22 protein-coding genes are annotated in these 23,304 nt (G+C 62.6%); 14 read left to right on the forward strand and 8 right to left on the reverse strand.

Annotation, left to right across the window (positions count from 1 at the left end):
• Window positions 1-221: 221 nt before the first annotated feature.
• From AB8B20_RS05070 to upp, 3 genes are read left to right on the forward strand one after another with little or no spacing between them, the layout of a single operon-like run.
• The gene (locus AB8B20_RS05070) at window positions 222-1,478 is read left to right on the forward strand and encodes a GTP cyclohydrolase II (RefSeq protein ID WP_439071846.1); all 1,257 of its coding nucleotides are present in this window, start codon (window positions 222-224) and stop codon (window positions 1,476-1,478) included.
• A 10-nt stretch (window positions 1,479-1,488) separates the two neighbouring features.
• Window positions 1,489-2,733: a URC4/urg3 family protein gene (locus tag AB8B20_RS05075; protein WP_439071847.1), complete on the forward strand. Its 1,245-nt coding sequence runs from the start codon at window positions 1,489-1,491 to the stop codon at window positions 2,731-2,733.
• A 39-nt stretch (window positions 2,734-2,772) separates the two neighbouring features.
• The gene (gene upp, locus AB8B20_RS05080) at window positions 2,773-3,402 is read left to right on the forward strand and encodes a uracil phosphoribosyltransferase (protein ID WP_068736713.1); all 630 of its coding nucleotides are present in this window, start codon (window positions 2,773-2,775) and stop codon (window positions 3,400-3,402) included.
• Between the two features lie 57 nt (window positions 3,403-3,459).
• Here the strand turns inward: upp and AB8B20_RS05085 are convergent, their stop codons facing one another.
• Entirely contained in the window at window positions 3,460-4,905 is a 1,446-nt protein-coding gene (locus tag AB8B20_RS05085; protein ID WP_439063984.1) for a DASS family sodium-coupled anion symporter, read from the reverse strand.
• 451 nt (window positions 4,906-5,356) lie between these two features.
• Window positions 5,357-6,712 carry an NAD(P)/FAD-dependent oxidoreductase gene (locus AB8B20_RS05090; protein WP_439071848.1) on the reverse strand — a complete coding sequence of 452 codons (1,356 nt, stop codon included), beginning with the start codon at window positions 6,710-6,712 and terminating at the stop codon, window positions 5,357-5,359.
• Window positions 6,713-6,999: 287 nt separating this feature from the next.
• Here AB8B20_RS05090 and aat point away from each other — a divergent pair, with 287 nt between their 5' ends.
• A complete protein-coding gene (gene aat, locus AB8B20_RS05095) occupies window positions 7,000-7,686 on the forward strand; it encodes a leucyl/phenylalanyl-tRNA--protein transferase (RefSeq protein ID WP_439071849.1) in 687 nt (228 codons plus the stop codon).
• 15 nt (window positions 7,687-7,701) lie between these two features.
• Here aat and AB8B20_RS05100 read toward each other — a convergent pair whose 3' ends face one another.
• A complete protein-coding gene (locus AB8B20_RS05100) occupies window positions 7,702-8,622 on the reverse strand; it encodes a DUF2155 domain-containing protein (RefSeq protein ID WP_439071850.1) in 921 nt (306 codons plus the stop codon).
• A gap of 225 nt (window positions 8,623-8,847) precedes the next feature.
• Here AB8B20_RS05100 and AB8B20_RS05105 point away from each other — a divergent pair, with 225 nt between their 5' ends.
• The 3 genes from AB8B20_RS05105 to AB8B20_RS05115 are packed head-to-tail and all read left to right on the forward strand — an operon-like array spanning window position 8,848 to window position 11,124.
• Window positions 8,848-9,627 carry an SDR family NAD(P)-dependent oxidoreductase gene (locus tag AB8B20_RS05105; protein WP_439071851.1) on the forward strand — a complete coding sequence of 260 codons (780 nt, stop codon included), beginning with the start codon at window positions 8,848-8,850 and terminating at the stop codon, window positions 9,625-9,627.
• 27 nt (window positions 9,628-9,654) lie between these two features.
• Window positions 9,655-10,602 carry an alpha/beta hydrolase gene (locus tag AB8B20_RS05110; protein WP_439071852.1) on the forward strand — a complete coding sequence of 316 codons (948 nt, stop codon included), beginning with the start codon at window positions 9,655-9,657 and terminating at the stop codon, window positions 10,600-10,602.
• A gap of 30 nt (window positions 10,603-10,632) precedes the next feature.
• Window positions 10,633-11,124 carry a GFA family protein gene (locus tag AB8B20_RS05115; RefSeq protein ID WP_184517016.1) on the forward strand — a complete coding sequence of 164 codons (492 nt, stop codon included), beginning with the start codon at window positions 10,633-10,635 and terminating at the stop codon, window positions 11,122-11,124.
• On the opposite strand, the gene AB8B20_RS05120 is transcribed toward AB8B20_RS05115, so the two are convergent.
• Window positions 11,121-11,855 (reverse strand): GntR family transcriptional regulator, encoded by a 735-nt coding sequence (locus tag AB8B20_RS05120; RefSeq protein ID WP_184517019.1) that lies wholly within the window; start codon window positions 11,853-11,855, stop codon window positions 11,121-11,123. The two genes, AB8B20_RS05115 and AB8B20_RS05120, sit on opposite strands and share 4 nt — an antisense overlap.
• Before the next feature lie 163 nt (window positions 11,856-12,018).
• On the opposite strand from AB8B20_RS05120, the gene AB8B20_RS05125 reads away from it, so the two are divergent.
• The 4 genes from AB8B20_RS05125 to aroQ are packed head-to-tail and all read left to right on the forward strand — an operon-like array spanning window position 12,019 to window position 15,403.
• Window positions 12,019-13,038 (forward strand): TRAP transporter substrate-binding protein, encoded by a 1,020-nt coding sequence (locus tag AB8B20_RS05125; RefSeq protein ID WP_231080551.1) that lies wholly within the window; start codon window positions 12,019-12,021, stop codon window positions 13,036-13,038.
• A gap of 60 nt (window positions 13,039-13,098) precedes the next feature.
• Window positions 13,099-13,674 (forward strand): TRAP transporter small permease, encoded by a 576-nt coding sequence (locus AB8B20_RS05130; RefSeq protein WP_439071853.1) that lies wholly within the window; start codon window positions 13,099-13,101, stop codon window positions 13,672-13,674.
• Window positions 13,671-14,951 carry a TRAP transporter large permease gene (locus AB8B20_RS05135; RefSeq protein ID WP_439071854.1) on the forward strand — a complete coding sequence of 427 codons (1,281 nt, stop codon included), beginning with the start codon at window positions 13,671-13,673 and terminating at the stop codon, window positions 14,949-14,951. The genes AB8B20_RS05130 and AB8B20_RS05135 overlap by 4 nt, the downstream gene beginning before the upstream one ends.
• 14 nt (window positions 14,952-14,965) lie before the next feature.
• The gene (aroQ, locus tag AB8B20_RS05140; RefSeq protein WP_149533122.1) at window positions 14,966-15,403 is read left to right on the forward strand and encodes a type II 3-dehydroquinate dehydratase; all 438 of its coding nucleotides are present in this window, start codon (window positions 14,966-14,968) and stop codon (window positions 15,401-15,403) included.
• A 22-nt stretch (window positions 15,404-15,425) separates the two neighbouring features.
• On the opposite strand, the gene aspA is transcribed toward aroQ, so the two are convergent.
• Window positions 15,426-16,841 (reverse strand): aspartate ammonia-lyase, encoded by a 1,416-nt coding sequence (gene aspA, locus AB8B20_RS05145; RefSeq protein WP_439061662.1) that lies wholly within the window; start codon window positions 16,839-16,841, stop codon window positions 15,426-15,428.
• A 306-nt stretch (window positions 16,842-17,147) separates the two neighbouring features.
• The gene (locus tag AB8B20_RS05150) at window positions 17,148-17,558 is read right to left on the reverse strand and encodes an NADH:ubiquinone oxidoreductase subunit NDUFA12 (RefSeq protein WP_089264087.1); all 411 of its coding nucleotides are present in this window, start codon (window positions 17,556-17,558) and stop codon (window positions 17,148-17,150) included.
• A 286-nt stretch (window positions 17,559-17,844) separates the two neighbouring features.
• Here AB8B20_RS05150 and AB8B20_RS05155 point away from each other — a divergent pair, with 286 nt between their 5' ends.
• Together AB8B20_RS05155 and AB8B20_RS05160 are read left to right on the forward strand one after the other, a co-directional pair.
• A complete protein-coding gene (locus tag AB8B20_RS05155) occupies window positions 17,845-18,360 on the forward strand; it encodes a BA14K family protein (RefSeq protein WP_093758378.1) in 516 nt (171 codons plus the stop codon).
• A gap of 200 nt (window positions 18,361-18,560) precedes the next feature.
• Window positions 18,561-19,757, forward strand: a complete 1,197-nt coding sequence (locus AB8B20_RS05160; protein ID WP_439071855.1) for a GAF domain-containing sensor histidine kinase — start codon at window positions 18,561-18,563, stop codon at window positions 19,755-19,757.
• Between the two features lie 3 nt (window positions 19,758-19,760).
• Here AB8B20_RS05160 and AB8B20_RS05165 read toward each other — a convergent pair whose 3' ends face one another.
• Window positions 19,761-21,221 (reverse strand): glycosyltransferase family 2 protein, encoded by a 1,461-nt coding sequence (locus tag AB8B20_RS05165; protein ID WP_439071856.1) that lies wholly within the window; start codon window positions 21,219-21,221, stop codon window positions 19,761-19,763.
• A 177-nt stretch (window positions 21,222-21,398) separates the two neighbouring features.
• Here AB8B20_RS05165 and AB8B20_RS05170 point away from each other — a divergent pair, with 177 nt between their 5' ends.
• Window positions 21,399-22,010 (forward strand): cytochrome b, encoded by a 612-nt coding sequence (locus AB8B20_RS05170; RefSeq protein WP_439071857.1) that lies wholly within the window; start codon window positions 21,399-21,401, stop codon window positions 22,008-22,010.
• Here the strand turns inward: AB8B20_RS05170 and AB8B20_RS05175 are convergent.
• A complete protein-coding gene (locus AB8B20_RS05175) occupies window positions 21,973-22,869 on the reverse strand; it encodes a DMT family transporter (protein WP_439071858.1) in 897 nt (298 codons plus the stop codon). The two genes, AB8B20_RS05170 and AB8B20_RS05175, sit on opposite strands and share 38 nt — an antisense overlap.
• Window positions 22,870-23,304 lie beyond the last annotated feature (435 nt).

A 23,304-nucleotide genomic window follows, 5' to 3' on the forward strand; every position in this document is an offset into this window, starting at 1 on the left:
TATGCTCGCCATGACGATCGCGTGACGCAAGGCCCGAATGCGCCGAAATTGTCGGCAACCGGCGCATATTGAGTGCGGCGGAGCTTGCGAGACGTCCCGCCTCGGCTACCACATCTTTCTCCCTGTTGCATTTGTTTGGGAGATAGTTATAGTTAGTTGCTTCCTTAGCAATAAGGCCCGTCCTTCCAGACGGGCCGTTGCCATTTTAGGGGGCCTTCGCGATGAGCCGTTCCAACCGGATCGATCATATTCGCCTGACGTCGCATCCTGCGCCGGGCGCCAAACATCACTTCCCGATCCAGTGGGGCGCAGCCTCCGCACGCGAACGTGGGCCAGTCATCGGCACCGTTTCCCGCCCGCAGGACCGCAACGTCATTGGCACCCATGGCGGCTCCTATTCGGTCTATCGCGCGCTCGCCGTTTCATCCGGCGCGCTTGATCCGCTGAAGCGTCCCGATCTCACAAACACCCATCCCGCTGCTATCGTCGGGCCTTTCGGACAATGGACCGATCCCGAAAAGATCGTATCGCTCGATCCTTGGGGTCATCTCGTTGCCGAGAACTTTGCGCCCGAGATCGCCGAAGGGATCGATATCCGCCCGAGCATTGCGATCACCAAGGCGCGGCTCGATCTGCCCGAGCTGCAGGCCGCGATCGCTGGCGGTCGCCTCAAACACGACGGCGACGTCGTGCATGCCAATGGCAGCGTCTCCGTCGTCAAGATTGCCATCGATCCCGTGTGGTATCTACCCGGTCTCGCCAAACGCTTTGATACCAGCGAGAACAATCTGCGCCGCCAGCTGTTCGAACAGACCGCGGGCATGTTTCCCGAACTCGTGACGCGGCCTGACCTGCAGGTGTTCCTGCCGCCCATCGGCGGGACTACCGCCTATCTGTTCGGCGACGTCAGCAAGCTACCGGATCACATGACCAAGATCACCTGCCGCGTTCACGACGAGTGCAACGGCTCCGACGTGTTCGGCTCCGATATCTGCACCTGCCGCCCCTATCTGATTCACGGTATCGAGGAATGCGCACGCGCCGGCCAGTCCGGCGGTCTCGGCATCATCATCTACAACCGCAAGGAAGGCCGTGCGCTCGGCGAGGTTACCAAATTTTTGGTCTACAACGCGCGCAAACGCCAGGAGGGCGGCGACGCCGCTGCGCAGTATTTCGAACGCACCGAATGCGTTGCCGGCGTGCAGGATGCGCGCTTCCAGCAGTTGATGCCGGATGTGGTGCACTGGCTCGGCCTCAAGCGCATCGATCGCTTCATTTCCATGAGCGACATGAAGCATGATGCGTTGACCAGTCAGGGCGTCGAGATCGTCGAGCGCGTGCCGATCCCCGACGACATGATCCCGGCCGATGCGCATGTGGAGATCGCCGCCAAGAAGGCGGCCGGCTACTTCACGCCGGACCCGGTGACACCGCAGGATCTGATCGACTCCGTCGGTCGCGGGCTTGAGAAGTATTGAGATATCAGCAGTGAATCCCCAGCCCCCGGAAGCCTCTGCCGCCCTCTCCTTGCTGTCAGCTCACGCAGTGCGCACCCGTGCGCAGCGCATGCTGACCCTCGGCCTCGACGACAAACTTCCGAACTTCCGCATCGATCTCACGCGCATGGACGACGTGATCAACCTGGTGCTGGACACGACGCGCGCCTCCTATCCGTCGCTCGATGTCCCGTTCCATTCGCGCTGGCGTCACTTCGTCAATGCCGGCGACAATCGCTGGGCCGATGTCGCGGATGGCATTTCATGGCCTGATCGCGCGGCACGCGGACGCGCGGAATTCGATCTCGCCATCACCAGCGTGTTTCTCGATGCCGGGGCCGGTCCGACCTGGCGCTATACCGATCCCCAAACCGGCGCGGCCATCGGCCGTTCTGAAGGTCTCGGTCTCGCGAGCCTCGCGATGTTCGCCGGCGGCACATTCTCTGCCGATCCCGCACAGCCGCTGCGTGCCGATGCCAGCAAGCTCGCAGAGCTCGACGTCAGCGATCTCAAGCGCGGCATGCAGATCTCCGACACCAATCCAATGGTCGGCATCGACGGCCGCGCCGATCTGCTGCGCCGGCTTGGCGAACACGTGGCGTCGAAGCCCTATGTGTTCGGCACGAAGGATACGCCGCGGCCCGGCGGATTGTTCGACCGTCTGGCGTCGCTGGCTGACAATGGCCGCCTGCCCGCTCCCACCATCCTCTCGGAACTGCTGCTGCAACTTGGTCCGATCTGGCCGTCGCGGCTGACGCTCGACGGCATCGCGCTGGGTGATTGCTGGAAGCATCCAGCGATGACGACCTCGGATGCGACGAGCGGCCTTGTGCCCCTCCACAAGCTGTCGCAATGGCTGGCCTATTCGCTGATCGAACCGCTGCAGACCGCGGGCATCGATGTGACCGATATCGACGGCCTCACGGGATTGGCCGAATATCGCAATGGTGGCCTTTTCGTTGATGGTGGAGTCCTGAAATTTCGCGATCCTGCTGACGCCGCGCGTGAGCACGACGTATCGTCGCCGCTGGTGGTGGAATGGCGGGCACTGACCGTGGCGCTACTTGACCGCGTCGCCGGCGGCCTGCGACAAAGACTGAAGCTCGACGCGACGTCGCTGCCGCTGGCCAAGGTGCTCGAAGGAGGCACATGGGCCGCCGGTCGCATCCTGGCGCGCGAGCGCCGCGAGGATCATTCGCCGCCGGTGAAGGTCATCAGCGACGGTACGGTTTTCTAGATCAAAGACGGTTTTACACTCTCGCAACGGATAAGGTTCATGGACGGCGTCACGATCGTTAATCACCCGCTGGTGCAGCACAAGCTGACGCTGATCCGCGACAAGAACCGCTCGACCAAGGGCTTTCGTGAACTGCTCAACGAAATCGGCATGCTGCTGTGCTACGAGGTGACGCGCGACCTGCCGCTCACCGATGTCGAGATCGAAACGCCGATCATGAAGATGACCGGCAAGGAAATCGCCGGCAAGAAGCTGGTCTTCGCACCGATCCTTCGCGCAGGCCTCTCTTTCGTCGAAGGCATGATCGGCCTCGTCCCGTCAGCGCGTATCGCGCATATCGGGCTGTACCGAGATCCCGAAACATTTGTGGCCGTGGAATACTTCTTCAAGGCGCCGACCAATCTCGACGAGCGCCTCGTCATCGTGATCGATCCGATGCTGGCCACGGCAAACACCGCGGTGGCTGCCATCGATCGCATCAAGGAGCGCGGCGCCAAGGATATCCGCTTCGTCTGCCTGCTGGCAGCGCCGGAAGGCATTGAACGTCTGCGCGGCTATCATCCGGACGTCCCGATCTGGACCGCGGCGATCGACGACCGGCTGAACGATCACGCCTATATCGAGCCGGGTCTCGGTGATGCCGGTGACCGTGCTTACGGCACCAGGTAGCGAGGTGCACCGACACGCGGGCGCCTCCGACCACGCGACACTTCCTTGGACTGTGGCTCAGTTGATCATCAGCAGCCAGGGCATCACGACCAGCAGCAAGCCGGCGAAATAGATCAACCCGAAGATCAGACCGAACTTCCAGAAGTCGGCCTTGCCGATATAGCCGCTGCCAAAATACATCGGCGCCGGTCCGGTGGCATAGGGCGAGATCACGCCCATCAGGCCAAGCGAATAGATACAGAGCAATGTCAGAGTCGACATCGGGATTCCGGGAATGCTCGACCCCACCGCCAGCACGACAGGCAGCATCGCCGCCGCGTGCGCCGTAATGCTCGAGAAAAAATAGTGGATCCAGAAGAAGATCGAGACCAGCAGGATCATCGCAATGGTCGGGCTGAATGTGGCGAGTGGAGCCGCCAGGCCGGCGGCAGCCCATTTGATGAAGCCGATGTCGTTGAGGCCAGATGACAACGTCAGCAGCGATGTGAAGTAGAAAAACACCTCCCACGCGGCCTTCTCGGCGATGATGTCGGAAAACGTGATGACGCCGGTGACGAGCATCAGCGAGATCACAACGAACACCACCATGGTCGCATTGATGAAGTTCGAACCGACGCCAGGCAGCGAGATGTCGGGATTGGATCCGGTGATCCACAGGAACATCGCAAGCACGACCAGTCCGGCCATGATCCATTCGCTACGCGACAACGCGCCCATGGATGCGAGCTCACCCGCGCTCCACGCCACGATCTCCGGGCTTTCTTTCACCTCCGGTCGGCAAATTGCGTAGCTCAGCAGTGGCAGAAGCAAAATCAGCGGCACGCCGAGCGGCGCGAAGCCGATGAACCACTGTGACCAGCCGACGTCCACGCTCACGATCTTCTTGGCGATGCTCAGTGCAGCCGCATTGGGCGCAAGCGCGGTGAGGAACATCGAGCTCGTGACCGCAGTCGCCGCGAAGGCGGTCCACATCACGTAGGTTCCGATCCTGCCGGCTGTCGGACCCGGCTCCGATCCGTAGATCTTCGGGATGTTGCTGACAATCGGATAGACCGTGCCGCCACTGCGCGCGGTGTTCGATGGCGTCGCCGGCGCGAGAACCAGATCGGACAGCGCAACGGCGTAACCCAGTCCCACCGTGTTGCGCCCGAGGCCGCGAACCAGCAGCAAGGCAAGACGCCTGCCAAGGCCGCTCTTGCGATAGCCGATCGAGAATACGAAGGCGCCGACGATCAGCCACACCGTGCTTTCGGAGAATCCGCTCAACATCCAGCGCAGCGACTTGTTGGGATCGTGTTCGACATATCCCATCACGCCCGCAAAGGTCAGACCGATCAAACCGACCGCGCCAACAGGCATGGATTCCAGGATCAGGCCGGTAATCACCGCAGCGAAAACGGCAAAATAATGCCACTGATTAGCGACAAGCCCTGCCGGAATCGGGATGACGTACAGCACCAGCCACACAGCGAGAGGTGCAATCTTCTTCCAGCTCAGCGACACGGCATCTCCTCCGGCGAGCCGAGCCGCCGTACCTGCGACAATACGTCCGGCAACGTAACACCAGTTGTTGCCCGGCGAGCAACCGCCAACGCGATCTGCGTCGCATGTATCACCATCTTAGAGCGCGCCCCTCTTTCCTTTCGCATCCGCAGCAAACGTCGCGCTCTCATGCAGCCGGGTCACGCGCGGCGTTGCGTCGGCGGTCCCGAACGCGACATGGAGCGGCAGGAAATGCCGGCCTATCGGATGGTTTTCTTCACCGCATGGGGAGCAAGCCGACGACAGGTCATAAGTGAAGCTGCCGCTGCCGATCGCCGGCACATTGCGTGCGCGCAGCTCGCCGGCGCGTATAGTCAGGCGACGCTCTCATACTGGATCAGCCGCGGCCCACGCTTGGCGGCATCCATGGCATCTATTTTTGCCAAGCCGCCCTGGCAACCGTCCCGAGATTTCAGCGCGCCGAACTGACGCGCTTCTCCTCGCCGCTATGCGACGGCACGGATTGGCTGTCGACCACGGCACGCCCCTGCGTGATCAGCCGCGCGCCGCGCTGATCCAGCGTGTGGATCCAGAGCCAGTTGATCGCAACGGCAAGACGATTGCGCAGCCCGATCAGGAAATAGATATGGGCGATGCCCCAGATCCACCACGCCAGCGCGCCGCGCAGCCTGACGCGGCCGAAGTCGATCACGGCCAGCTTCTTGCCGATCTGTGCGAGGCTGCCATCGTGCGAATAACGAAACGGTGCGGGCGTCTCACCCCGCAAACGTTGTTTGATTGCTGACGCCACATAGCGCCCTTCCTGCTTTGCTGCCGGGGCAATGCCAGGTACCGGCTTGCCATCAGGAGCAGCAATGGTCACGGTGTCACCGACAGCGAATATCTCGGGATGACCCGGCACTGTAAGATCCGGGTTGACCTGCAGACGTCCGGCGCGATCAGCGGCAACGTCCAACCATTCGGCAGCCGGCGACGCGCGCACGCCTGCCGCCCAGATGATCGTCCTGGCGCCGAGTGTCTTGTCGCCATAGGCAACGCCATCGATGTTGCAATCGGACACGGCATGTCCGAGCGCGACTTCGACGCCGAGCTTCTCCAGCGAACGCTGCGCATAGGCCGACAGGTCCTCCGGAAATCCAGCGAGCACGCGTGTCCCCGCCTCGATCAGCACCACGCGCGTCTTGCGCGTATCGATATTGCGAAAATCTTCCGGCAGCGTCACCCGCGCGAGCTCCGCGATGGTGCCGGCGAGTTCGACACCTGTCGGCCCGGCGCCGATGATTACGAAGGTGAGCAGCGCCGCGCGCTTGACAGGATCGCTCTCGCGTTCGGCACGCTCAAAGGCCGTGAGAATACGACGGCGCAGCGTGGTCGCATCTTCCAGCGTCTTGAGGCCCGGCGCGAACGGCTCCCATTCGTCATGGCCGAAATAGGCGTGGCCGGCACCTGTGGCGAGCACCAGTGTGTCATAGGGCAGCGTCTGCCCGTCATCGAGCAGCACCCGACGCGCCGCCGCATCCACGCCGGTCACGGTGCCGAGCAGTGTCGTCACATCCTTGCGTCCACGCAACAGATAACGGATCGGCCAGGCGATCTCCGACGTCGCCAGCGATGCGGTCGCGACCTGATACAGCAGCGGCTGAAACAGGTGATGATTGCGGCGATCGACAATGGTGATGCTGATATCGGCACCGGTCAGCCGATATACGGCCTCCAGCCCGCCGAAGCCGGCGCCGACAACGACCACCCGATGAGGCGTTGTCGTTCTGATCGATGCCTTGCCGTCGATTGTCACGATATTCGTCATGGTGAACAGGCTCCCTGCCTGCATCCTGATAGCTATGCCCGTCGTCCGAACAATCAAGCAACAATTGGGCGCGCCACGCCGGTTGTTGAGCGGTTCCAGATTGACCAGCCTGCGTTGGCATCAGTGTGCCCTGCGCGGTCAGGACCGATCCAATAAGTAAGCCAAATGCCGGGCATAAGCATTGCTTGGTTCGTGATTCCGATCCTCCGAGGCACCCTCAATCCGCTCGGCGCCAGTCGAGCGCCGAAACCGTCGCCCGCGCCGCCTCCGCCTGCTATGCTGGCCGCATGAGCTCACGCGACTCTGCCTCCTCCGAGGTCACGCCAGAACTGCTGCTGCGCGCCTATGCCTGCGGCATCTTCCCGATGTCGGAAAGCGCCGACGATCCCGGCCTGTTCTGGGTGGAGCCCGAGCAGCGCGGCGTCATTCCGCTGGATGGGTTTCGCATCAGCTCGCGCCTCGCCCGCACGGTGCGCTCCGACGTTTTCACCGTGACCGTCAATACGGCCTTCAAGCGCGTGATGGCCGAATGTGCTGCGCCGAAGCCGGGCCGCGAGGACACCTGGATCAACACGCGCATTCGCGACCTCTATGGCGAGTTGCACGAGATGGGCCATGCCCACAGCGTTGAGATCTGGCAGGACGACACGCTGGCCGGCGGGCTCTATGGCGTCTCGCTCGGCCGCGCGTTCTTCGGCGAGAGCATGTTTCATCACGCGCGCGACGCCTCGAAGGTGGCGCTGGTGCATCTCGTCGCGCGGCTGATCGCCGGCGGCTTCAAATTGCTCGACACGCAGTATGTTACCGATCACCTGCTGTCGTTCGGCGCACAGGAAGTGCCACGTGCGCGCTATCGCAAGCTGCTCGACGCATCGCTCGACGGCATCGCGGAGTTCGACAGACTGCCGACGGATTTCCCACTGAAGGGCGCAACGGTGCTGGACATCATCGCGGGGCGGAACGGCGCCTCTTAAGACGCGCCGTAGTGCTTACTGCCGGAAGGCGGGGAAGCCCGGCGGCGGCTGCAGGGGCTGCTGCTGGGCGCGCGGCTGCTGTTTCGGCGGCGCACGCTTCTGGGCCGGCGGCGGGGCACGCGGTGCGTCGGGCTGTGTCGTCGCAACCGTGGCTTCCGGCTGCTTACAATCGGTCAGCCAGATATCGTAGATCGGATGCTCGACGCCGTGCAGACCAGGGCTGGCCGCAAACATCCAGCCGGAGAAGATGCGCTTCACTTCGCCCTGCAGGGTGATTTCGTCGACCTCGACGAAGGCGTCGGTGTTCGCTGCCTCGGTCGCCGGACGCGTGTAGCAGGCGTCGGTCTTCACGCGCAGCGCGCCGAACTGCACGGTCTCGCCAATGTCAGCATCGAAATTGATGATACGGCCGGTGATCTTGTCGAGGCCCGAGAAGCTGGCCTTCTTGTTGACGATCTTCTGCGCCGGCGGCTCGGTAACGACCTCATCGCCAGGCTGCAGCGTGGCGGGCGTCGGCGGCGCCACCTTCGGCGGCTGACGGCCACCGGGAGTGGCGGCAGGCGGCGCGTTGGCGACGCCGGGCTGTTGCTGCCCTGGCACGGCCGGCTGCTGGGCCTGTCCCTGCCCCGGCGGGTTCTGCGGAACGATAGTGGTGTTGCTGCCAGGCGGTGGTGCCAGTGGCTGCGACTGGACGGCGCCGGGCGGCGGTGCGCCCATGCCGGGACGGGTCGGCAACAGACGGCCCTGCGGCAGTTCCGGCACCTCTTCCTCGTCGTCCATGGGCGGCGGGGGTTGCTGGCCACGCGGCACGGCCCCCGGCGGCCGTGGCGGCGTGTCACCGAACAGCGGACCGAACTGCGCCTGCACAGGTGCAGGCGACAGTGAGGTGGCGGCCAGAAGGGCCGCAAATCCGGCAATGGTCAGGGTTCGCAACATGCGGCGCGGCTCAATCGAGAATCAGGCTCGCGACATTGTAGGAGAATGGCCGCGTAATCGCCTCCGGTTAACACGCCGAATGCGGCGGCGAAAGGGCACCCTGCTCCCCATACCGCCCGGCTGGTCAGGTCATTCTCCCCGTGAAATAGTCCACATCAGGCAGGCGCGCGATACGCGACCAGCCATCAATCCGGAACAAACCGGAGCATGGGGAGAACGCTCAAGATGACTGACGGAATCCGTCTGGACGGCAGAATCGCCGTCGTCACCGGCGCGGCCGGGGTGATCGGCACCGAGACCATCAAGCTACTGGCGGCGCGCGGCGCCAAAATCGTCGCGGTGGATCGCGATGCAGGCGCATTGCAGCGCGCGGTCGCAGAACTCCCCGCCTCCGCCGAAGCGCTCGCTCTCACCGCCGACGTGACGAGCGAGGAAGACGTCATCGGCTATGTCGCCGCCACGGTGAAACGCTTCGGCACCATCGACATCTTCTACAACAATGCCGGGATCGAAGGCACGATCACGCCCATCGTGAAGATGTCGCTCACCGACTTCCGGCGAGTGCTCGACGTCAATGTGGTCGGCGTCTTTCTCGGTATGAAGCACGTGCTGCCAGTGATGCTGAAGGCCAACAAGGGCTCGATCATCAACACCGCGTCCATCGCCGGCGTGATCGGCTCGGCCGAAGTCGCCGTCTACAGCGCCAGCAAACACGCCGTCATCGGCCTCACAAAGAGCGCGGCGCAGGAATGCACCGGCACCAATGTGCGCGTGAACTGCGTCTGTCCCGGCCTGATCGACAGCCGCATGCTGTCGGCGATTGTGGATGCCCGCGTTGGCCGCGGGGCGCCTGCCCCGGTCGAGAAGGTTGTCGATCGCGTGCCGCAGCGCCGGCTCGGTCTTGCCCGGGAAGTTGCCCCGATCGTCGCCTTCCTCGCCTCCGATGATGCGAGCTACGTCACCGGCTCCGCTTACACCGTCGATGGCGGCCGCACCTCCGCTTAAACATCAAGAAAACCAAGAGCAGATCACATGCCCGTTGTTCTCGATCCCGATGCCGCCGCCGTCCTCAACGTCTTCCGCGATGCCGGACGACCACCCTATGAGACGATCTCGCCTCAGGAAGCCCGCGAATGGTATTTGAAAGCGCGCCCGGTCGCCAATCCCGAACCGCCGGAACTGGCGTCGGTGACCTCCATGACGGTGCCCGGCCCGGCCGGCGCCATTCCCGTGCGGCTCTACACACCAAAGACCCTGCGGAAAAAGGACGGCATGTCGCCATGCCTGGTGTTCTTCCATGGCGGCGGCTGGGTGATCGGCGATCTCGATAGCCACGACGTGGTGTGTCGCATCCTCGCCCATGAAGGCGAGACGATCGTCATCTCGGTCGACTATCGCCTCGCGCCCGAGCACAAGTTTCCGGCAGCCATCGACGACGCCATCGCCGCGACGCGCTGGATCTCCGACAATGCCGTGCAGCTCAATGTGGATGCGAAGCAGATCAGCATCGGCGGCGACAGCGCTGGCGGCAATCTCGCGGCCATCGTGGCCATCGATGCGCGGGACAATGGCGGGCCAAAGCTCGCCGGCCAGTTGCTGATCTATCCCGCCACCGACTTCCGCATGAGCCATCCCTCGCACAGCGAGCCGGAGACAAGCTGCCTGTTGACGCACAACGTCATTCGCTGGTTCGCCGATCACTATCTCACCAGCAAGGCCGACGTGGACAACTGGCGGGCGTCACCTGCCCGCGTGGAGAACCTGAAGGACCTCCCGCCGGCCTATGTGCTGACCGCCGGCGCCGATCCGCTGCGTGACGAAGGCGACGAATATGCCAGACGCCTGTCAGACGCCGGCGTCGCCGTGGCCTACAAAACCTATCCCGGGCAATTCCACGGCTTCATTACCATGGGCAAGATCCTGCCGAAGGCGAACACCGCGCTCCATGAGATGGGGGAATGGTTGAAAGGGTTGGGCTAGCGCGCTGGCGGCGCCCCGGGAGCAATCACGATGAAGAAGCCGGAGAAGATCGCACCCGGCGGTCCGGTCAGGGGCCGTTGCCTGTGCGGCACGGTTCAGTTCGAAATCGATTTTCCGGCGCGCTGGGCGTGGCACGATCATTCCCGCGCAACACGGCAGGCGCATGGCGCCGCCTACGCCACCTATGTCGGCAGCTGGCGCAGGCGTTTCCGTGTCACCGCAGGCGAAGCGAAGATCACACGCTTCGAAGACAAGGCGTCGGGAGCCGCGCGAAGCTTCTGCGCGCGATGCGGCACGCCACTATTTTACGAGCGCGCCCGCTCGCCGCACATGGTCAACATTCCCCGCGCATTGTTCGAAAGCCGCACCGGCCGGCAGCCGCTTTATCATATCGGCATCGAAGAGTTGCAGGAGTGGACCTACACCGGCGAGCCGCTGGTTCCACTCAAGGGCTTTCCGGGCGTCGTCTGGGAGCGTCCGGGAAGAAAGAAGAAACGGACTCCAAACGACGAACCGTTCTAGGTTTTCGGTTTCCTGCGCTGCTGGATGACCTGCTGCCGCGACGGAGCCGGTCTCAGCCAATCCGAATTGCCAAGCGCATGTTTCACGCAGTCATGGATGTGGGTGTGCAGCAGTTTTCGCGCCTTCGCGGAATCCCGTGCCAACGCGGCATTCATCAATTCGCGATGCTCGACGGCGGCGACCTCACCGCGAAACACGACAGCGAGCATCTGGTAGCGCAGATATTTGTCGTAAGCCGCCGACAGCGCATCGAGCAATACCTGCGAGCCACAGGCCGCGATCAGCGCGCGGTGAAATTGCCAGTCGCACTGTTTCCAGGCCTCGGTCTTCGACTTGTCGCCAGCCAGCATGGCCTTTTCCATGGCGGACAGCTTGTGATGCGCGGAGACGACCAGCGCCTCCCAATCGAGATCGCCTGATTTGAAGGACTGTTCGATGGCATGGCCCTCGAGCAGTTCGCGCAATTCGGCGATCTGCTGGAATTCCGTGGCCGAGATCGAGGTGACCTCGAAGCCGCGCTGGCCCTCGGCGACGACAAAGCCTTCCGAACACAGCCGGTTCAGCGTCTCGCGCAGCGTGCTGACGCTGGTGCCATAAGCGACGCTCATCTTCTCCAGCTTCAGCTTCTGGCCGGGTTCAAGCGTGCCGAAAATCACGTCGTTGCGGATACGCCGATAGGCGCTGTCGCCGACGGTCTCTCCGGCGCGGTCCGCAATGGGGGTATCCAGCATGAAAGGTCCTGGTGACGAGGAATGGTCGCGCTGCGCCACCATACATCACCCCGCGCCTCAGACACAAATCATCATAGATAATGTAAAATATCGGTTGATTTTTGTTTTGTCGTAGATGACGGTGACGCCAAGAAGTAAAAATACCATCCAAGGGAGCTTCAACATGTCCGTACACCCGAAGTCCGCCGTCTGGCTTGCCGCCATCGCCGCCACCCTCGCCATCGCAGGCGGCTCTGCATCCGCGCAGGTGCAGGAGCGCACGATCCGCTGGGGTCATCTCAACAACACCGATCATCCCGTCAGCAAAGGCGTGCAGAAGTTCACCGAACTCGTTGCGGCCAAGAGCGGCGGCAAAATGAAGGTGCGCGAATATCCCGCCAACCAGCTTGGCTCCGAGATGCAGCAGCAATCCGCGCTGCGCGCCGGCACGCAGGAAATGCAGTCGCCCGCCACGACGTCGCTGGTCGGCATCGTCAAGGATTACGGGCTGATCGATTTCCCGTTCATCGTCTCGACGCCGAAGCAGGCCGATGCATTGCTGGATGGTCCGCTCGGCTCGGCCCTGCTGGCCAAGCTACCGGAGAAGGGTCTGATCGGTCTCGGCTATTGGGATCTCGGCTTCCGCAACGTCACCAACAGCCGCCGCCCGATCACCAAGGGCGAAGACCTCGACGGCATCAAGATCCGCGTGATCCCGAACCCGGTCTATCTTGAGACCTTCAAGGCGTTCAACGCCAATCCGGTGCCGATGAGCTTCTCCGAGCTCTACACCGCGCTGGAAACACGCACGGTGGACGGCCAGGAAAATCCGTTCTCGGTGATCCTGTCGAACAAGTTCTATGAGGTGCAGAAATATCTCAGCGTCACCAACCACACCTATTCGACCAACATCATCCTGGTCAGCAAGGTGTTCTGGGACAAGCTCTCCAAGGACGAGCAAAAGATCCTGCAGGATGCTGCCAACGAGGCCCGCGACTATCAGCGCAAGGTCAGCCGCGATGCCGCAGCGGCTTCCATCGGCGAGCTGAAGGCCAAGGGCATGGAGGTCAACGAGATCGCTCCGGCCGAGCTTGCGAAGATGCGCGACAAGACCAAGCCGATCGCGGCAAAATTCTCCGCCGACTACGATCAGGAGATCGTCAAGCTGTTCAATAGTGAACTTGAGCGCGTTCACAAGGACTGAGTGAGCCGCGCATCCCAACCGTCACTACGCGGCGACCCCACGCTCACTGCGAAAGCATCCATGCCCGCTTCATCAACTACCGCGACAAGCAGGATCGTCGAATCCTATTACCGGTCGATCAAGATCGTCATGGCGGTGTTGCTCGCCGCCATGGTGGTCCTGGTCTTCGGCAATGTGGTGCTGCGTTACGTCTTCAACTCCGGCATCGCCATTTCCGAGGAACTGTCGCGCTGGCTGTTCGTCTGGATGGTGTTTCTCGGGGCCATCGTCGGCCTCCGCGAACACGCCCATCTCGGCGTCGACAGTTTCGTGAAGCTGCTGTCGCCGATGGGCCGCAAGATCTGCTACGCGCTCAGTCACGTGCTGATGCTCTACGCTTCTGTATTGCTCACCGAAGGCTCGTGGAAACAGACGGTGCTGAACTGGGACACGACGGCGCCCGCCTCCGGTCTCTCAGTCGGCCTGTTCTATGCCGCAGGTCTCGTCTTCGGCGTCGCCTCGATCCCGATCCTGCTGCATGACCTCTATCGCCTGCTCACCGGCCAGCTCGCCACGTCGGAGCTGATCGCCATCAGCGAATCCGAGGAGCATGCCCCAGCGACGCCCGCCCCCGCCAACGGGAACGAACGCCGATGACCATCAGCATCTTCACCTTCTCGCTGCTCGGCGCGATGGCCATCGGCATGCCGATCGCATTCGCCCTGATCATCTGCGGCGTCGCGCTGATGACCTATCTGGATATATTTGACTCCCAGATCATCGCGCAGAACGTCATCAATGGCGTCGATTCCTTCCCGCTGATGGCCGTGCCGTTCTTCATCCTGGCCGGCGAGATCATGAACACCGGTGGCCTTGCCCGCCGCATCCTGAACTTCGCCATCGCCCTTGTCGGCCATCTGCGCGGCGGCCTCGGCTATGTCGCGATCCTGACCTCCTGCATCCTGGCGTCGCTGTCCGGGTCTGCCGTTGCCGACGCCGCCGCACTCGGCGCATTGCTGGTCCCGATGATGGTTGCGGCCGGGCATAACCGCGCCTCCGCGGCCGGCCTCGTTGCCGCCGGCGGAATCATCGCGCCGGTGATCCCGCCTTCGATCGGATTCGTGATCTTCGGCGTTGCCGCCGGCGTTTCCATCTCAAAACTGTTTCTCGCCGGCGTGGTGCCGGGCCTGATGCTCGGCGGCAGCCTGTGCTTTGCCTGGTGGTGGGTTGCACGCAACGAGAGCTCGGTGAGTCCGCCGCGCCAGAGCCTGGCGCAGATCTTTCGCGCGCTGATCGACGGCTTCTGGGCCTTGATGCTGCCGATGATCATCATCGTCGGCCTCCGCTTCGGCATCTTCACACCCACCGAAGCTGCCGTCGTTGTTGCGGTCTACTCCTTCATCGTGGCAACGTTCGTCTATCGCGAGCTGACGCTGGCGCAGCTGATGAACATCCTGATCAGTTCAGCCCAGATCACCGCCGTGGTGATGTTCCTGGTCGCGGCAGCGCTGGTGTCGTCATGGCTGATCACGGTGGCCGAAATTTCCGGCCAGATCGTCGAACTGGCCCGTCCCTTCATGGGCAACCAGACGCTGCTCATGATCGTATTGATGATCATCGTCGTCATCGTCGGCACGGCGCTCGACATGACGCCGACCATCCTGATCCTGACGCCCGTGTTGATGCCGATTGTCCGCGAGGCCGGCATCGACCCGGTCTATTTCGGGGTGCTGTTCATCATCAACAACGCGATCGGACTGATCACGCCCCCCGTCGGCGTGGTGCTCAATGTGGTGTGCGGCGTGGCGAAGGTGAGCATGGACGAGATCATGCGCGGCGTCTGGCCGTTCATGATCGCACAATTGGTGGTGCTGGCGCTGCTGACGCTGTTTCCGTCGCTCGTGATGGTGCCGGCGAAGTGGCTCGGCGGCTAGAAGGAAGTTCGACAATGAAACGCGTGATGATCCTCAACGGTCCCAACCTCAACCTGCTCGGCGTGCGGGAGCCGCATATCTACGGAACCACCACGCTCGACCAGATCAAGGCCAGCTGCGAGGAACAGGCGGTCAAACTCAAACTGGCGCTGGCGTTCCACCAGTCGAACCACGAGGGCATTCTGGTCGACCTCATCCAGTCGGCCCGTCAGGATGCCGACGCCATCATCATCAATCCCGCGGGCTATTCGTTCACATCGATCGCCATGCTCGACGCCATGAAAGCGTTCGAGGGACCGATCGTGGAGCTGCACATTTCGAACATCCACGCGCGCGACAAGTATCATCGCCATTCGGTGCTCTCGCAGGCCGCCACCGCTGTGATCTGCGGTCTCGGACCGTACGGCTATGTCGCAGCGATGCTGGCGGTCGCGCAGATGCCGACGCGTTGATCGCGCCGGGCCGATGCGGCCTTCATTCGCGGATCAACATGCTCTGGGGCTTGGTGAGTACGTCGGGGTGGAGAATGGCGGCAAGGGTCGCTGCAGGTAGCAAACCTTTTTCCAGCACCAGATCGTAGACGCTGCGGCCGGTCGCATGGGCCTCGACCGCGACGGCGGTGGCATTGGCGTAGCCTATATAGGGATTGAGCGCAGTGACGAGACCAATCGAATTCTCGACATAGGCACGGAGACGTTCGCGGTTCGCGGTGATACCCGCGACACAACGCTTTTCCAGTGTCAGGCAAGCCTCCCGCATATGACTGACGCTTTTGAACAGACTGTGCGCGATGATCGGCTCGAACGCGTTGAGCTGAAGCTGGCCAGCCTCGGCGGCGAACGTCACCGTGAGATCGTTGCCGATCACCTCGAACGCAACCTGATTCACGACCTCAGGAATAACCGGGTTTACCTTGCCCGGCATGATCGAGGAACCTGCCTGTACCGCCGGGAGATTGATCTCGTTGAGACCGGCGCGCGGGCCGCTCGACAGCAGCCGAAGATCATTGCAGATCTTGGAAATCTTGACGGCCACCCGCTTGAGCACGCCGGACAACTGCACGAACGCACCGCAATCCTGCGTGGCCTCGATCAGGTTTACAGCGGTGACCAGCGGCATGCCGGTGATGGCGACGAGATGATGGCAGACCAGACGCGCGTAGTCCGGATGGGACGTGATCCCGGTGCCGATGGCTGTCGCACCCATGTTGATCTCGCAAATCAGCAGTGCTGCCTCGCGGAGCCGGTCCTCGTCTTCGCCGATCATGACGCCATAAGTGCTGAACTCCTGACCGAGCGTCATGGGCACCGCATCCTGCAACTGGGTGCGGCCCATTTTCAGGACATCCTTGAACTCTTCGGCCTTGCGTTCGAAACCCTGGCGCAACACGGCCATCGCATCGATCAGGTGAAACACGCCGTGATAGGTCGCGATCTTCAACGCCGTGGGATACACGTCGTTGGTGCTCTGGCTCATATTGACCTGTTCGTTCGGGTGCAGGTACCCATAGTCGCCTTTGCCGTGACCGAGAATTTCCAGCGCACGATTGGCGATCACCTCATTCGCGTTCATGTTGGTGGAGGTACCGGCGCCGCCCTGGATGACGTCCACCACGAACTGGTCATGCAGGCGACCGGCGCGAATTTCCTCGCAGGCAGCGATGATCGCATCGCCGCGTAACTTGTCGAGCAGCCCCAGCTCCATATTCGACAGTGCCGCCGCCTGCTTGATCGCGGCGAGCGCGCTAATGAGTTCGGGATAGATGGAAATCGGAATCCCGGTGATCGGAAAATTTTCGACGGCCCTCAGCGTATGAACGCCGTAATAGGCGTCGGCCGGAACATCGCGGTTGCCCAACAGGTCGTGCTCACTGCGCGTGTCGTTGGTCATGTCGGATTTTCCTGAGTTGTCGCTGTGAACAGACGATTGATCTCGTCAGCCGTCCCCGTCCCCGATCATGCCCAGTGAGCTTTCGAAACCTAACATCTCGAACTCACATGTTACGGCTATATCGTATCCGCCCCAGCCCAGTCGATCGAGTACAATCCGGCGCCGCCCTGCAAGGCGGGCTCATCCAAGGCCGCACGCCGGACGTGCTTGCCGGTCTCACTGCAAGAGCTGGCGGCTGGAAACAATGCGAGGCCGTGCGCGCCGCAGAGCGGCACGCACAACCGGTCGTCCAGAACGGGTGAGTTGTTACGAGCCCGGCGTCCAGGCCTGGTAGTCGCCGGTCGCCTTGGGACGCCGGCCGCTGGCCAGTGTCGAGCCCGACGGACGATAGGCCGCGGGCGTGCCGGTCAGGTTCGGCTGATGCGGCTTCTGCCATTCGCGCGGCGTATAATTCTCTTCGGTCGGCGGCACGTCCACGGTGTGGTGGATCCAGCCATGCCAGTCCGGCGGGATCTTGGTGGCTTCGGCATAGCCGTTATAAATCACCCAGCGGCGCTCGAAGCCCAGCGTCGGGTCGATCTTGCCGCCTTTGGTGCGGTAATATGTGTTGCCCTGCTCGTCGGTGCCAACCAGTTCGCCGAATCGCGACGTCCACAGGTTCGTCCCGAAGGTCGTCCCGCTCCACCACGTGAAGAATTTCAGCAGAAACTGTTTCATATTTTGAACCGTTCGAAGGTTTTCGTCGGCTGTTGATGCCATCCGGGCCGCCAAATGTCCAGTTGCCGCCGCGACCGATCGCCGCCTGCAACTGATCGTGACAAGCCTCGTATGGGCCTCCCCCGAACCCTATCTCCAAAGTACCGGCGGTCGCAGAAACGGCGCAATCCATTCATGCCGCATACAGTTCCGGACGATCATTCTGTCGTTGCGCAATAACCGCGTGGCGGCAGGGAACGGCAGTCCCTTCAGGGGGTTGAAGATGCATCCCAGACAGGAGCAAACGATGACGAATTTGAAAATCTTGAGTGTCGCAGCAGCCGTCGCTGTGGCCATCCCCGCCTTCGCGGTGACCCCCAGCTACGCACAGAACACCAAGGTCGTGGGCGTCGGCCCCGGCGGTGCGCGCACGATCGGCACGTTCTCTGGCGGCGGTCAGCGCTTTGGTGGCGGAGGTGGCGGCTGGCATGGCGGCCAGCGCCCCGGCGGCGGTGGCTGGAATCACGGCGGCGGCTGGCGCGGTGGTGGCTGGCGTGGCGGCGGCTATGGTCCGGGCTTCGCAGCCGGCGCCATCATCGGTAGCGGACTGGCGGCCAGCAGCTATTACGGTAATTCCTACGGCTATTACGGCGGCAGCCCGTATTACGGCAGCAGCTATTATGACGACGCGCCGGACGTGGTCGAAGTCGCTCCCGACACCGGCGGCGGCGACGTTGACTACTGCATCCGCACCTACAAGTCGTACAATGTCCGCACAGGCACCTATCTCGGTTATGACGGCCTGCGTCACGCCTGCCCGTAACACGACGATCTAAGCGTTACGCAAAAGACGGTGCCTCGCGGCATCGTCTTTTGTCGTTTCTGGTTTGCGCCTGCTGTCTCAAGGTCTAAGAACGTGGGTGCAGCGTACGGGGGACATTCAGGGAACTCGCGCGTAGTGTTGGTAGACATGTGGACCTATCTACCGGTTCGATGGGTCGACGTCGGGTGTGAGCAGGTTCAGTGGACGCGTCAGACAAGCCGAAGATCGCCAGGCTCCATCCCAATGAAGCCGAACGCCTCAAGGCGCTGCGCTCCTACGGCATTCTCGACACCGCCATTGAGCCATCCTTCGACGACATCACCAAGATCGCCAGCTATGTCTGCCAGACGCCGATCTCGATCATTAGCCTCGTCGATGACGGCCGGCAGTGGTTCAAGTCGGAGATCGGTCTTGGCGTGCGGCAGACGCCGATGGATCAATCGATTTGCGCGCACGCGATCCTCGAACACAGTTTTCTCGAAGTCGAGGACGTCACCAAGGATCCAAGATTCGACTGCAATCCGCTGGTGACCGGCGAGCCCCATTTGCGCTTCTATGCCGGCGCACTACTGCGCACACCGGACGGCCTGCCGCTCGGCACCGTCTGCGTGCTCGATGACAAGCCGCGCGTGCTGTCGGTCGAACAGCGCGAGGTGCTGGCCGCCCTCGCCCGCCAGGTCATGGCGCAGATGGAATTCCGCCGGGCGCTGCATCTGTCGGATCGGCTTCAGCGCAATATCAGTCGGCTAATGGCGGTGGCAGGCCACGACCTGAAGCAGCCATTGCAGGTCATGATCATGGCGATCGACCGCATCCGCAACAAGCTGACCGACGAGAAGGATCGTGAGCGGCTCGGCTATGCCATCGATGCCGGCATGCGGATGGCGGAAGAGCTCGACCGTCTCGCCGAGACATCTGTGCTGGATGCCGGCTTTGGGATTCCGAACCTGCGATCGTTCCCGATCTCTGACGTGTTCGAGTCGATCAGCGCCAACTGGCGCCTGCATGCCGAAGCCAAGGGCCTCGACCTCGTCATTGTGCCGAGCAACGCGCAGGTTGTCAGCGATCCCGGCATGTTGCGCGCGATCCTTGGCAATCTCGTCGGCAATGCCATCAAATATACCGAGCGCGGTCGCGTGCTGGTCGGCTGTCGCAAGCACGCCAACGCGGTGACCATCGAGGTGCTGGACTCCGGCACCGGCATTCCCGCCGAACAGCTCACCGCGATCTTCGATGCCTTCCACCAGATCAATCCGGCCAGCGAGGGCCTTGGCCTCGGATTGTCGATCGTTCGGCGCACAGCCGAAGCACTCGGCCATGTGATCGAGGTGAAGTCCGACCTCACCCACGGTTCGCATTTCACCGTGAAAGTGCCGTTGGCGGCGAAACCGGTCTAGCGACTACTCGCCCGCGTTGGGCGCCTGACGCGGCGGCAATGTAACGGGCGCAAAGCCCCATTCATTGTTGCCGCGCAGGAATGCGATCCAGCCCCAGGCCGCGCCGGCGTGACGCAGCAACTGAAAACTGAACGGTTCGAGGATCGCGGCGAATACCGCTGCGGCGAAGCTCGTGCGCGTGCGGCCGCCTGTCAGGCGCTGATAGAGATGCACGGTCCAGAGATAGACCAGGAAATCAGCAACGATCTTCGCGGTGATCAGACCGAACACTGGCACGGCGATGGCGGTCTTGCCGGTAACGAGCAAAGCCAGCAGCAACACGAAGGCCGTGAGGCCGTAGATCGGCTGCAGCGTATCCAGCGCCTTGATCGGCAGCATGCGCAGGCCGAGCCGGCCGTAACGCGCATTGCCGGTCATGTCGCGATTCCAGTATTGCGTCTGCAGGAAGCCCGCGAACCAGCGCCGGCGCTGCCGCAGGAACGTCATGACGTGAGACGGCGCTTCCGTGCGCGCCAGCGACGTGCCGATCATGCGAAGCTGCCAGTCGAGGTCGTGATCGACGGCATAGCGATGCATGCGGTGGGTCAGCTCATAGTCCTCGACAAGACACTCCGCATCGAAGCCACCGACGGCCACCAGCGCCTCCCTGCGGAAGCCGGCAAAGGCGCCGGAGATCAGCAGCAGGCTGTTGCCGCGCATCCAGGCGAAGCGCGAGATGATGTTGCGGATATATTCATAGGTCTGGAACCACTGCATCACGCGGCCGCTGGCGCTGTCGTCGCAGACCGGCACGAGAATGCCGCCGGCCGCGACCAGCGCGGGATCTGCAGCAAAGGCCGCGCGCATTTCGGCGATGGCATCGTCAGCCAGAAACGTATCGGCATCCAGCGTGATGACGATGTCGGTATCGGCCTTGAGGATCGCCGTGTTCAGCACTCGCGCCTTGCCCTGATGCGGCAGGCGCAACCATTGCAGCCTGGAACTGCCGAACTGGCCGATGCTGCTCTGGCCGACCGCCGGAATGGCGAGACCGTAACGGTCACGGAGGAGCGTATCAGTTGCATCGCGCGAGCCGTCATCCGCGATCAGGATCAGATCCGGCGCATCGGACTGGCGTGCGATGGCCGCCAGCGCCTCCGGCAGATTAAGTGCCTCGTTATGCGCGGCTATCAGGATGCCCACCGATGGAAGCGATTGCGCAGCAACCGCTCCAGATGGACCACGCGCGGACACTGCCAGCGGCAGCGTCTGCCACACCACATAGAGCATCAGCACCGTGTCATAGGCGATATAGACCATGCCCGCTGACCACGCCCAGATGCTGTTCAAAAAGAACGCGCGGCCGAACAGCAGCGCCCATAGCGCGAGTACGGCGAGATAGATCATCAGGCTGATGACCGGCATCCGGCGCGGTGTGATACGCGGCGATGCGGTGGCGAAGGCCGCCTGAAGGGATATTGTCATGCCGTCAATTCAATCGCGCGTTCGAGCAAACCGATCCTGCGAGAGCTACGCGTGAATCGTGATCGAGTTGCGGAGCCGCGATCAAATAGCGCGTGATTGCGGTCACGACGAACACACAAAGTCGTCATGCCTCAAAAGACAAATCCTGTTTAAACTTATTCCATGCACGCACAGAAAATGCCGATTCAACGTTACAGCCGCATCGCCATGATCCTGCATTGGCTGATCGCCGTTCTGATCACACTCAACGTCGCGCTGATCTGGAGCGTGAACCTCATTCCTGAGGACAACATCCGCTTCGTCATCGATGCGCACAAGTCATTCGGCATCACCGTGCTCGGCCTCGTGCTGATGCGCCTGCTGTGGCGCGCGGCGAACAGGCCACCCGATCTGCCCGAGACCTATCCCCCCGCCGAGAAGGCCGCCGCACATGGCGCGCATCTCGCGCTCTATGTGCTGATGATCGGATTGCCGCTGTCGGGCTGGATGCACGATTCCGCCTGGAAGGCCGCCGGCGAAATTCCGATGTATCTGTTCGGGCTGTTCCAGTGGCCGCGCATCGGCTGGATCATGAGTGTCGAGCCAGCCCTCAAGGAACGCCTGCACGACATCTTCGGCGGCATTCACGTGTGGCTGTCCTATGCGCTCTATGCGCTGGTCGGCCTGCACATCGCCGCCGCGCTGAAGCATCAATTCTGGGACGGTCATCCCGAACTGCAGCGGATGTGGCCCGGTGGCGACGCGCCCGCGCCTAGCCCCTTGTCGCCAGCGCAACGCCCGCCAGCGTAAATACCAGGGCCGCGATCTGCATGGCGCCGAGCGGTTCCCGCAGGGCGATGGCCGAGCTGACCACGCCGATCACGGGCACCGCCATGGTCCCGATTGCGGCCACCGAGGCCGGCAACTGCTTGAGCGCCGCGAACCAGCAGACATAAGCGATGCAGAACCCCACCAGCACGACATAGGCGAGCAGCCCCCAGCCCGGCGTCAGTGCTGCAAAATGCGGGCTTTCGAAGATCAGACCCAGCAACAGCACCGGCACACAACCGATCCCAATCTGCCAGGCGGATGACGTCACCAGAGGCAGCGTGAGCCCGAACTTCTTGGCCAGCACCGTGCCGAGCGCAAAGCCGAACCCACCCAGCAGCGCCAGAGCGATTCCCGGGAGCTTCTCCGCGCTCGCGGCCAGCCCACCGCCCCCCATCAACGCGGCGATGCCGGCAAAGGCCATCAGCATGGCCACGATCCGCTGCATCGACAGGCGCTCGCCGAGGATCAGCCAGGCCAGTCCGGCAGCCCAGACCGGCATGGTGAACGCAATCACCGCGGCCTCGCCGGCCGGCAGCCACAGCAGCGACAAGCCGACGAAAGCCATCCAGCCGAACACGTTCAGGCCCGCCAGCACGACCAGATGCAACCATTGATGATGCGGCACGCGAAGACTCTCGCCGCGCCAGACGGCGATCCCGGCCAGCAGCAATGCCCCGACGATGCCGGTGCTGCCGCGCGCCGACAGCGGTGGCCATTCCGACAGCAGCGCTTTCGACACCGGCCAGTTCAGACCCCAGGCGATCGACGCGATGGCGAGCAACACGAGACCGAAGGGAGCGATTCGCGCGCGCGAAACGGGGGGAATGGGCATTGTCATGGAGGGAACCGGCTGAGGAATCGGCGGGACCATGCGCGCAGTTGGAGGGTCTGACCACTGCCGGTGGCGGGAACCTGCCCGGCGATCATCTGCTCGGCCTGAGTCCACCAAACGCAATCCCTGGATGACAAAATAAAGTTGGGCTGTGAACAGTGGGCGCAGCTCGGATTCCGGACAGTTTTAGAAATATTTTTGACTTCCGAATCCATGAGGACTCACTGATACTTGACCTCAATCGAGGCGCGCTCTGCCCCCTTGGTTATCCACCCTTTCCACCATATTTAGTATTTGATTCAGGAACCCCGACTACTCCTTGACGGGTGAGATCGGTTTGGCCTAGTTTTCGAACTGTTCGGCGCGGGTCGTTTTTTGTCCCGTCGGACGCTCCCAAACGGGTTCCAGATTGACCGCTCCGTCCTCCAGTCGAGGCTACGG

The sequence above is a fragment of the Tardiphaga sp. 866_E4_N1_4 genome (assembly GCF_052076075.1).
GTDB classification, from domain to species: domain Bacteria; phylum Pseudomonadota; class Alphaproteobacteria; order Rhizobiales; family Xanthobacteraceae; genus Tardiphaga; species Tardiphaga robiniae.

Excerpts from the sequence above, each read along its gene's own strand:
- AB8B20_RS05070 (WP_439071846.1), top strand. The coding sequence starts at position 222 with ATGAGCCGTTCCAACCGGATCGATCATATTCGCCTGACGTCGCATCCT.
- upp (WP_068736713.1), top strand. The coding sequence starts at position 2,773 with ATGGACGGCGTCACGATCGTTAATCACCCGCTGGTGCAGCACAAGCTG.
- AB8B20_RS05090 (WP_439071848.1), bottom strand. The coding sequence starts at position 6,712 with ATGACGAATATCGTGACAATCGACGGCAAGGCATCGATCAGAACGACA.
- aat (WP_439071849.1), top strand. The coding sequence starts at position 7,000 with ATGAGCTCACGCGACTCTGCCTCCTCCGAGGTCACGCCAGAACTGCTG.
- AB8B20_RS05100 (WP_439071850.1), bottom strand. The coding sequence starts at position 8,622 with ATGTTGCGAACCCTGACCATTGCCGGATTTGCGGCCCTTCTGGCCGCC.
- AB8B20_RS05105 (WP_439071851.1), top strand. The coding sequence starts at position 8,848 with ATGACTGACGGAATCCGTCTGGACGGCAGAATCGCCGTCGTCACCGGC.
- AB8B20_RS05110 (WP_439071852.1), top strand. The coding sequence starts at position 9,655 with ATGCCCGTTGTTCTCGATCCCGATGCCGCCGCCGTCCTCAACGTCTTC.
- AB8B20_RS05115 (WP_184517016.1), top strand. The coding sequence starts at position 10,633 with ATGAAGAAGCCGGAGAAGATCGCACCCGGCGGTCCGGTCAGGGGCCGT.
- AB8B20_RS05120 (WP_184517019.1), bottom strand. The coding sequence starts at position 11,855 with ATGCTGGATACCCCCATTGCGGACCGCGCCGGAGAGACCGTCGGCGAC.
- AB8B20_RS05125 (WP_231080551.1), top strand. The coding sequence starts at position 12,019 with ATGTCCGTACACCCGAAGTCCGCCGTCTGGCTTGCCGCCATCGCCGCC.
- AB8B20_RS05130 (WP_439071853.1), top strand. The coding sequence starts at position 13,099 with ATGCCCGCTTCATCAACTACCGCGACAAGCAGGATCGTCGAATCCTAT.
- AB8B20_RS05135 (WP_439071854.1), top strand. The coding sequence starts at position 13,671 with ATGACCATCAGCATCTTCACCTTCTCGCTGCTCGGCGCGATGGCCATC.
- aroQ (WP_149533122.1), top strand. The coding sequence starts at position 14,966 with ATGAAACGCGTGATGATCCTCAACGGTCCCAACCTCAACCTGCTCGGC.
- aspA (WP_439061662.1), bottom strand. The coding sequence starts at position 16,841 with ATGACCAACGACACGCGCAGTGAGCACGACCTGTTGGGCAACCGCGAT.
- AB8B20_RS05150 (WP_089264087.1), bottom strand. The coding sequence starts at position 17,558 with ATGAAACAGTTTCTGCTGAAATTCTTCACGTGGTGGAGCGGGACGACC.
- AB8B20_RS05155 (WP_093758378.1), top strand. The coding sequence starts at position 17,845 with ATGACGAATTTGAAAATCTTGAGTGTCGCAGCAGCCGTCGCTGTGGCC.
- AB8B20_RS05165 (WP_439071856.1), bottom strand. The coding sequence starts at position 21,221 with ATGACAATATCCCTTCAGGCGGCCTTCGCCACCGCATCGCCGCGTATC.
- AB8B20_RS05170 (WP_439071857.1), top strand. The coding sequence starts at position 21,399 with ATGCCGATTCAACGTTACAGCCGCATCGCCATGATCCTGCATTGGCTG.
- AB8B20_RS05175 (WP_439071858.1), bottom strand. The coding sequence starts at position 22,869 with ATGACAATGCCCATTCCCCCCGTTTCGCGCGCGCGAATCGCTCCCTTC.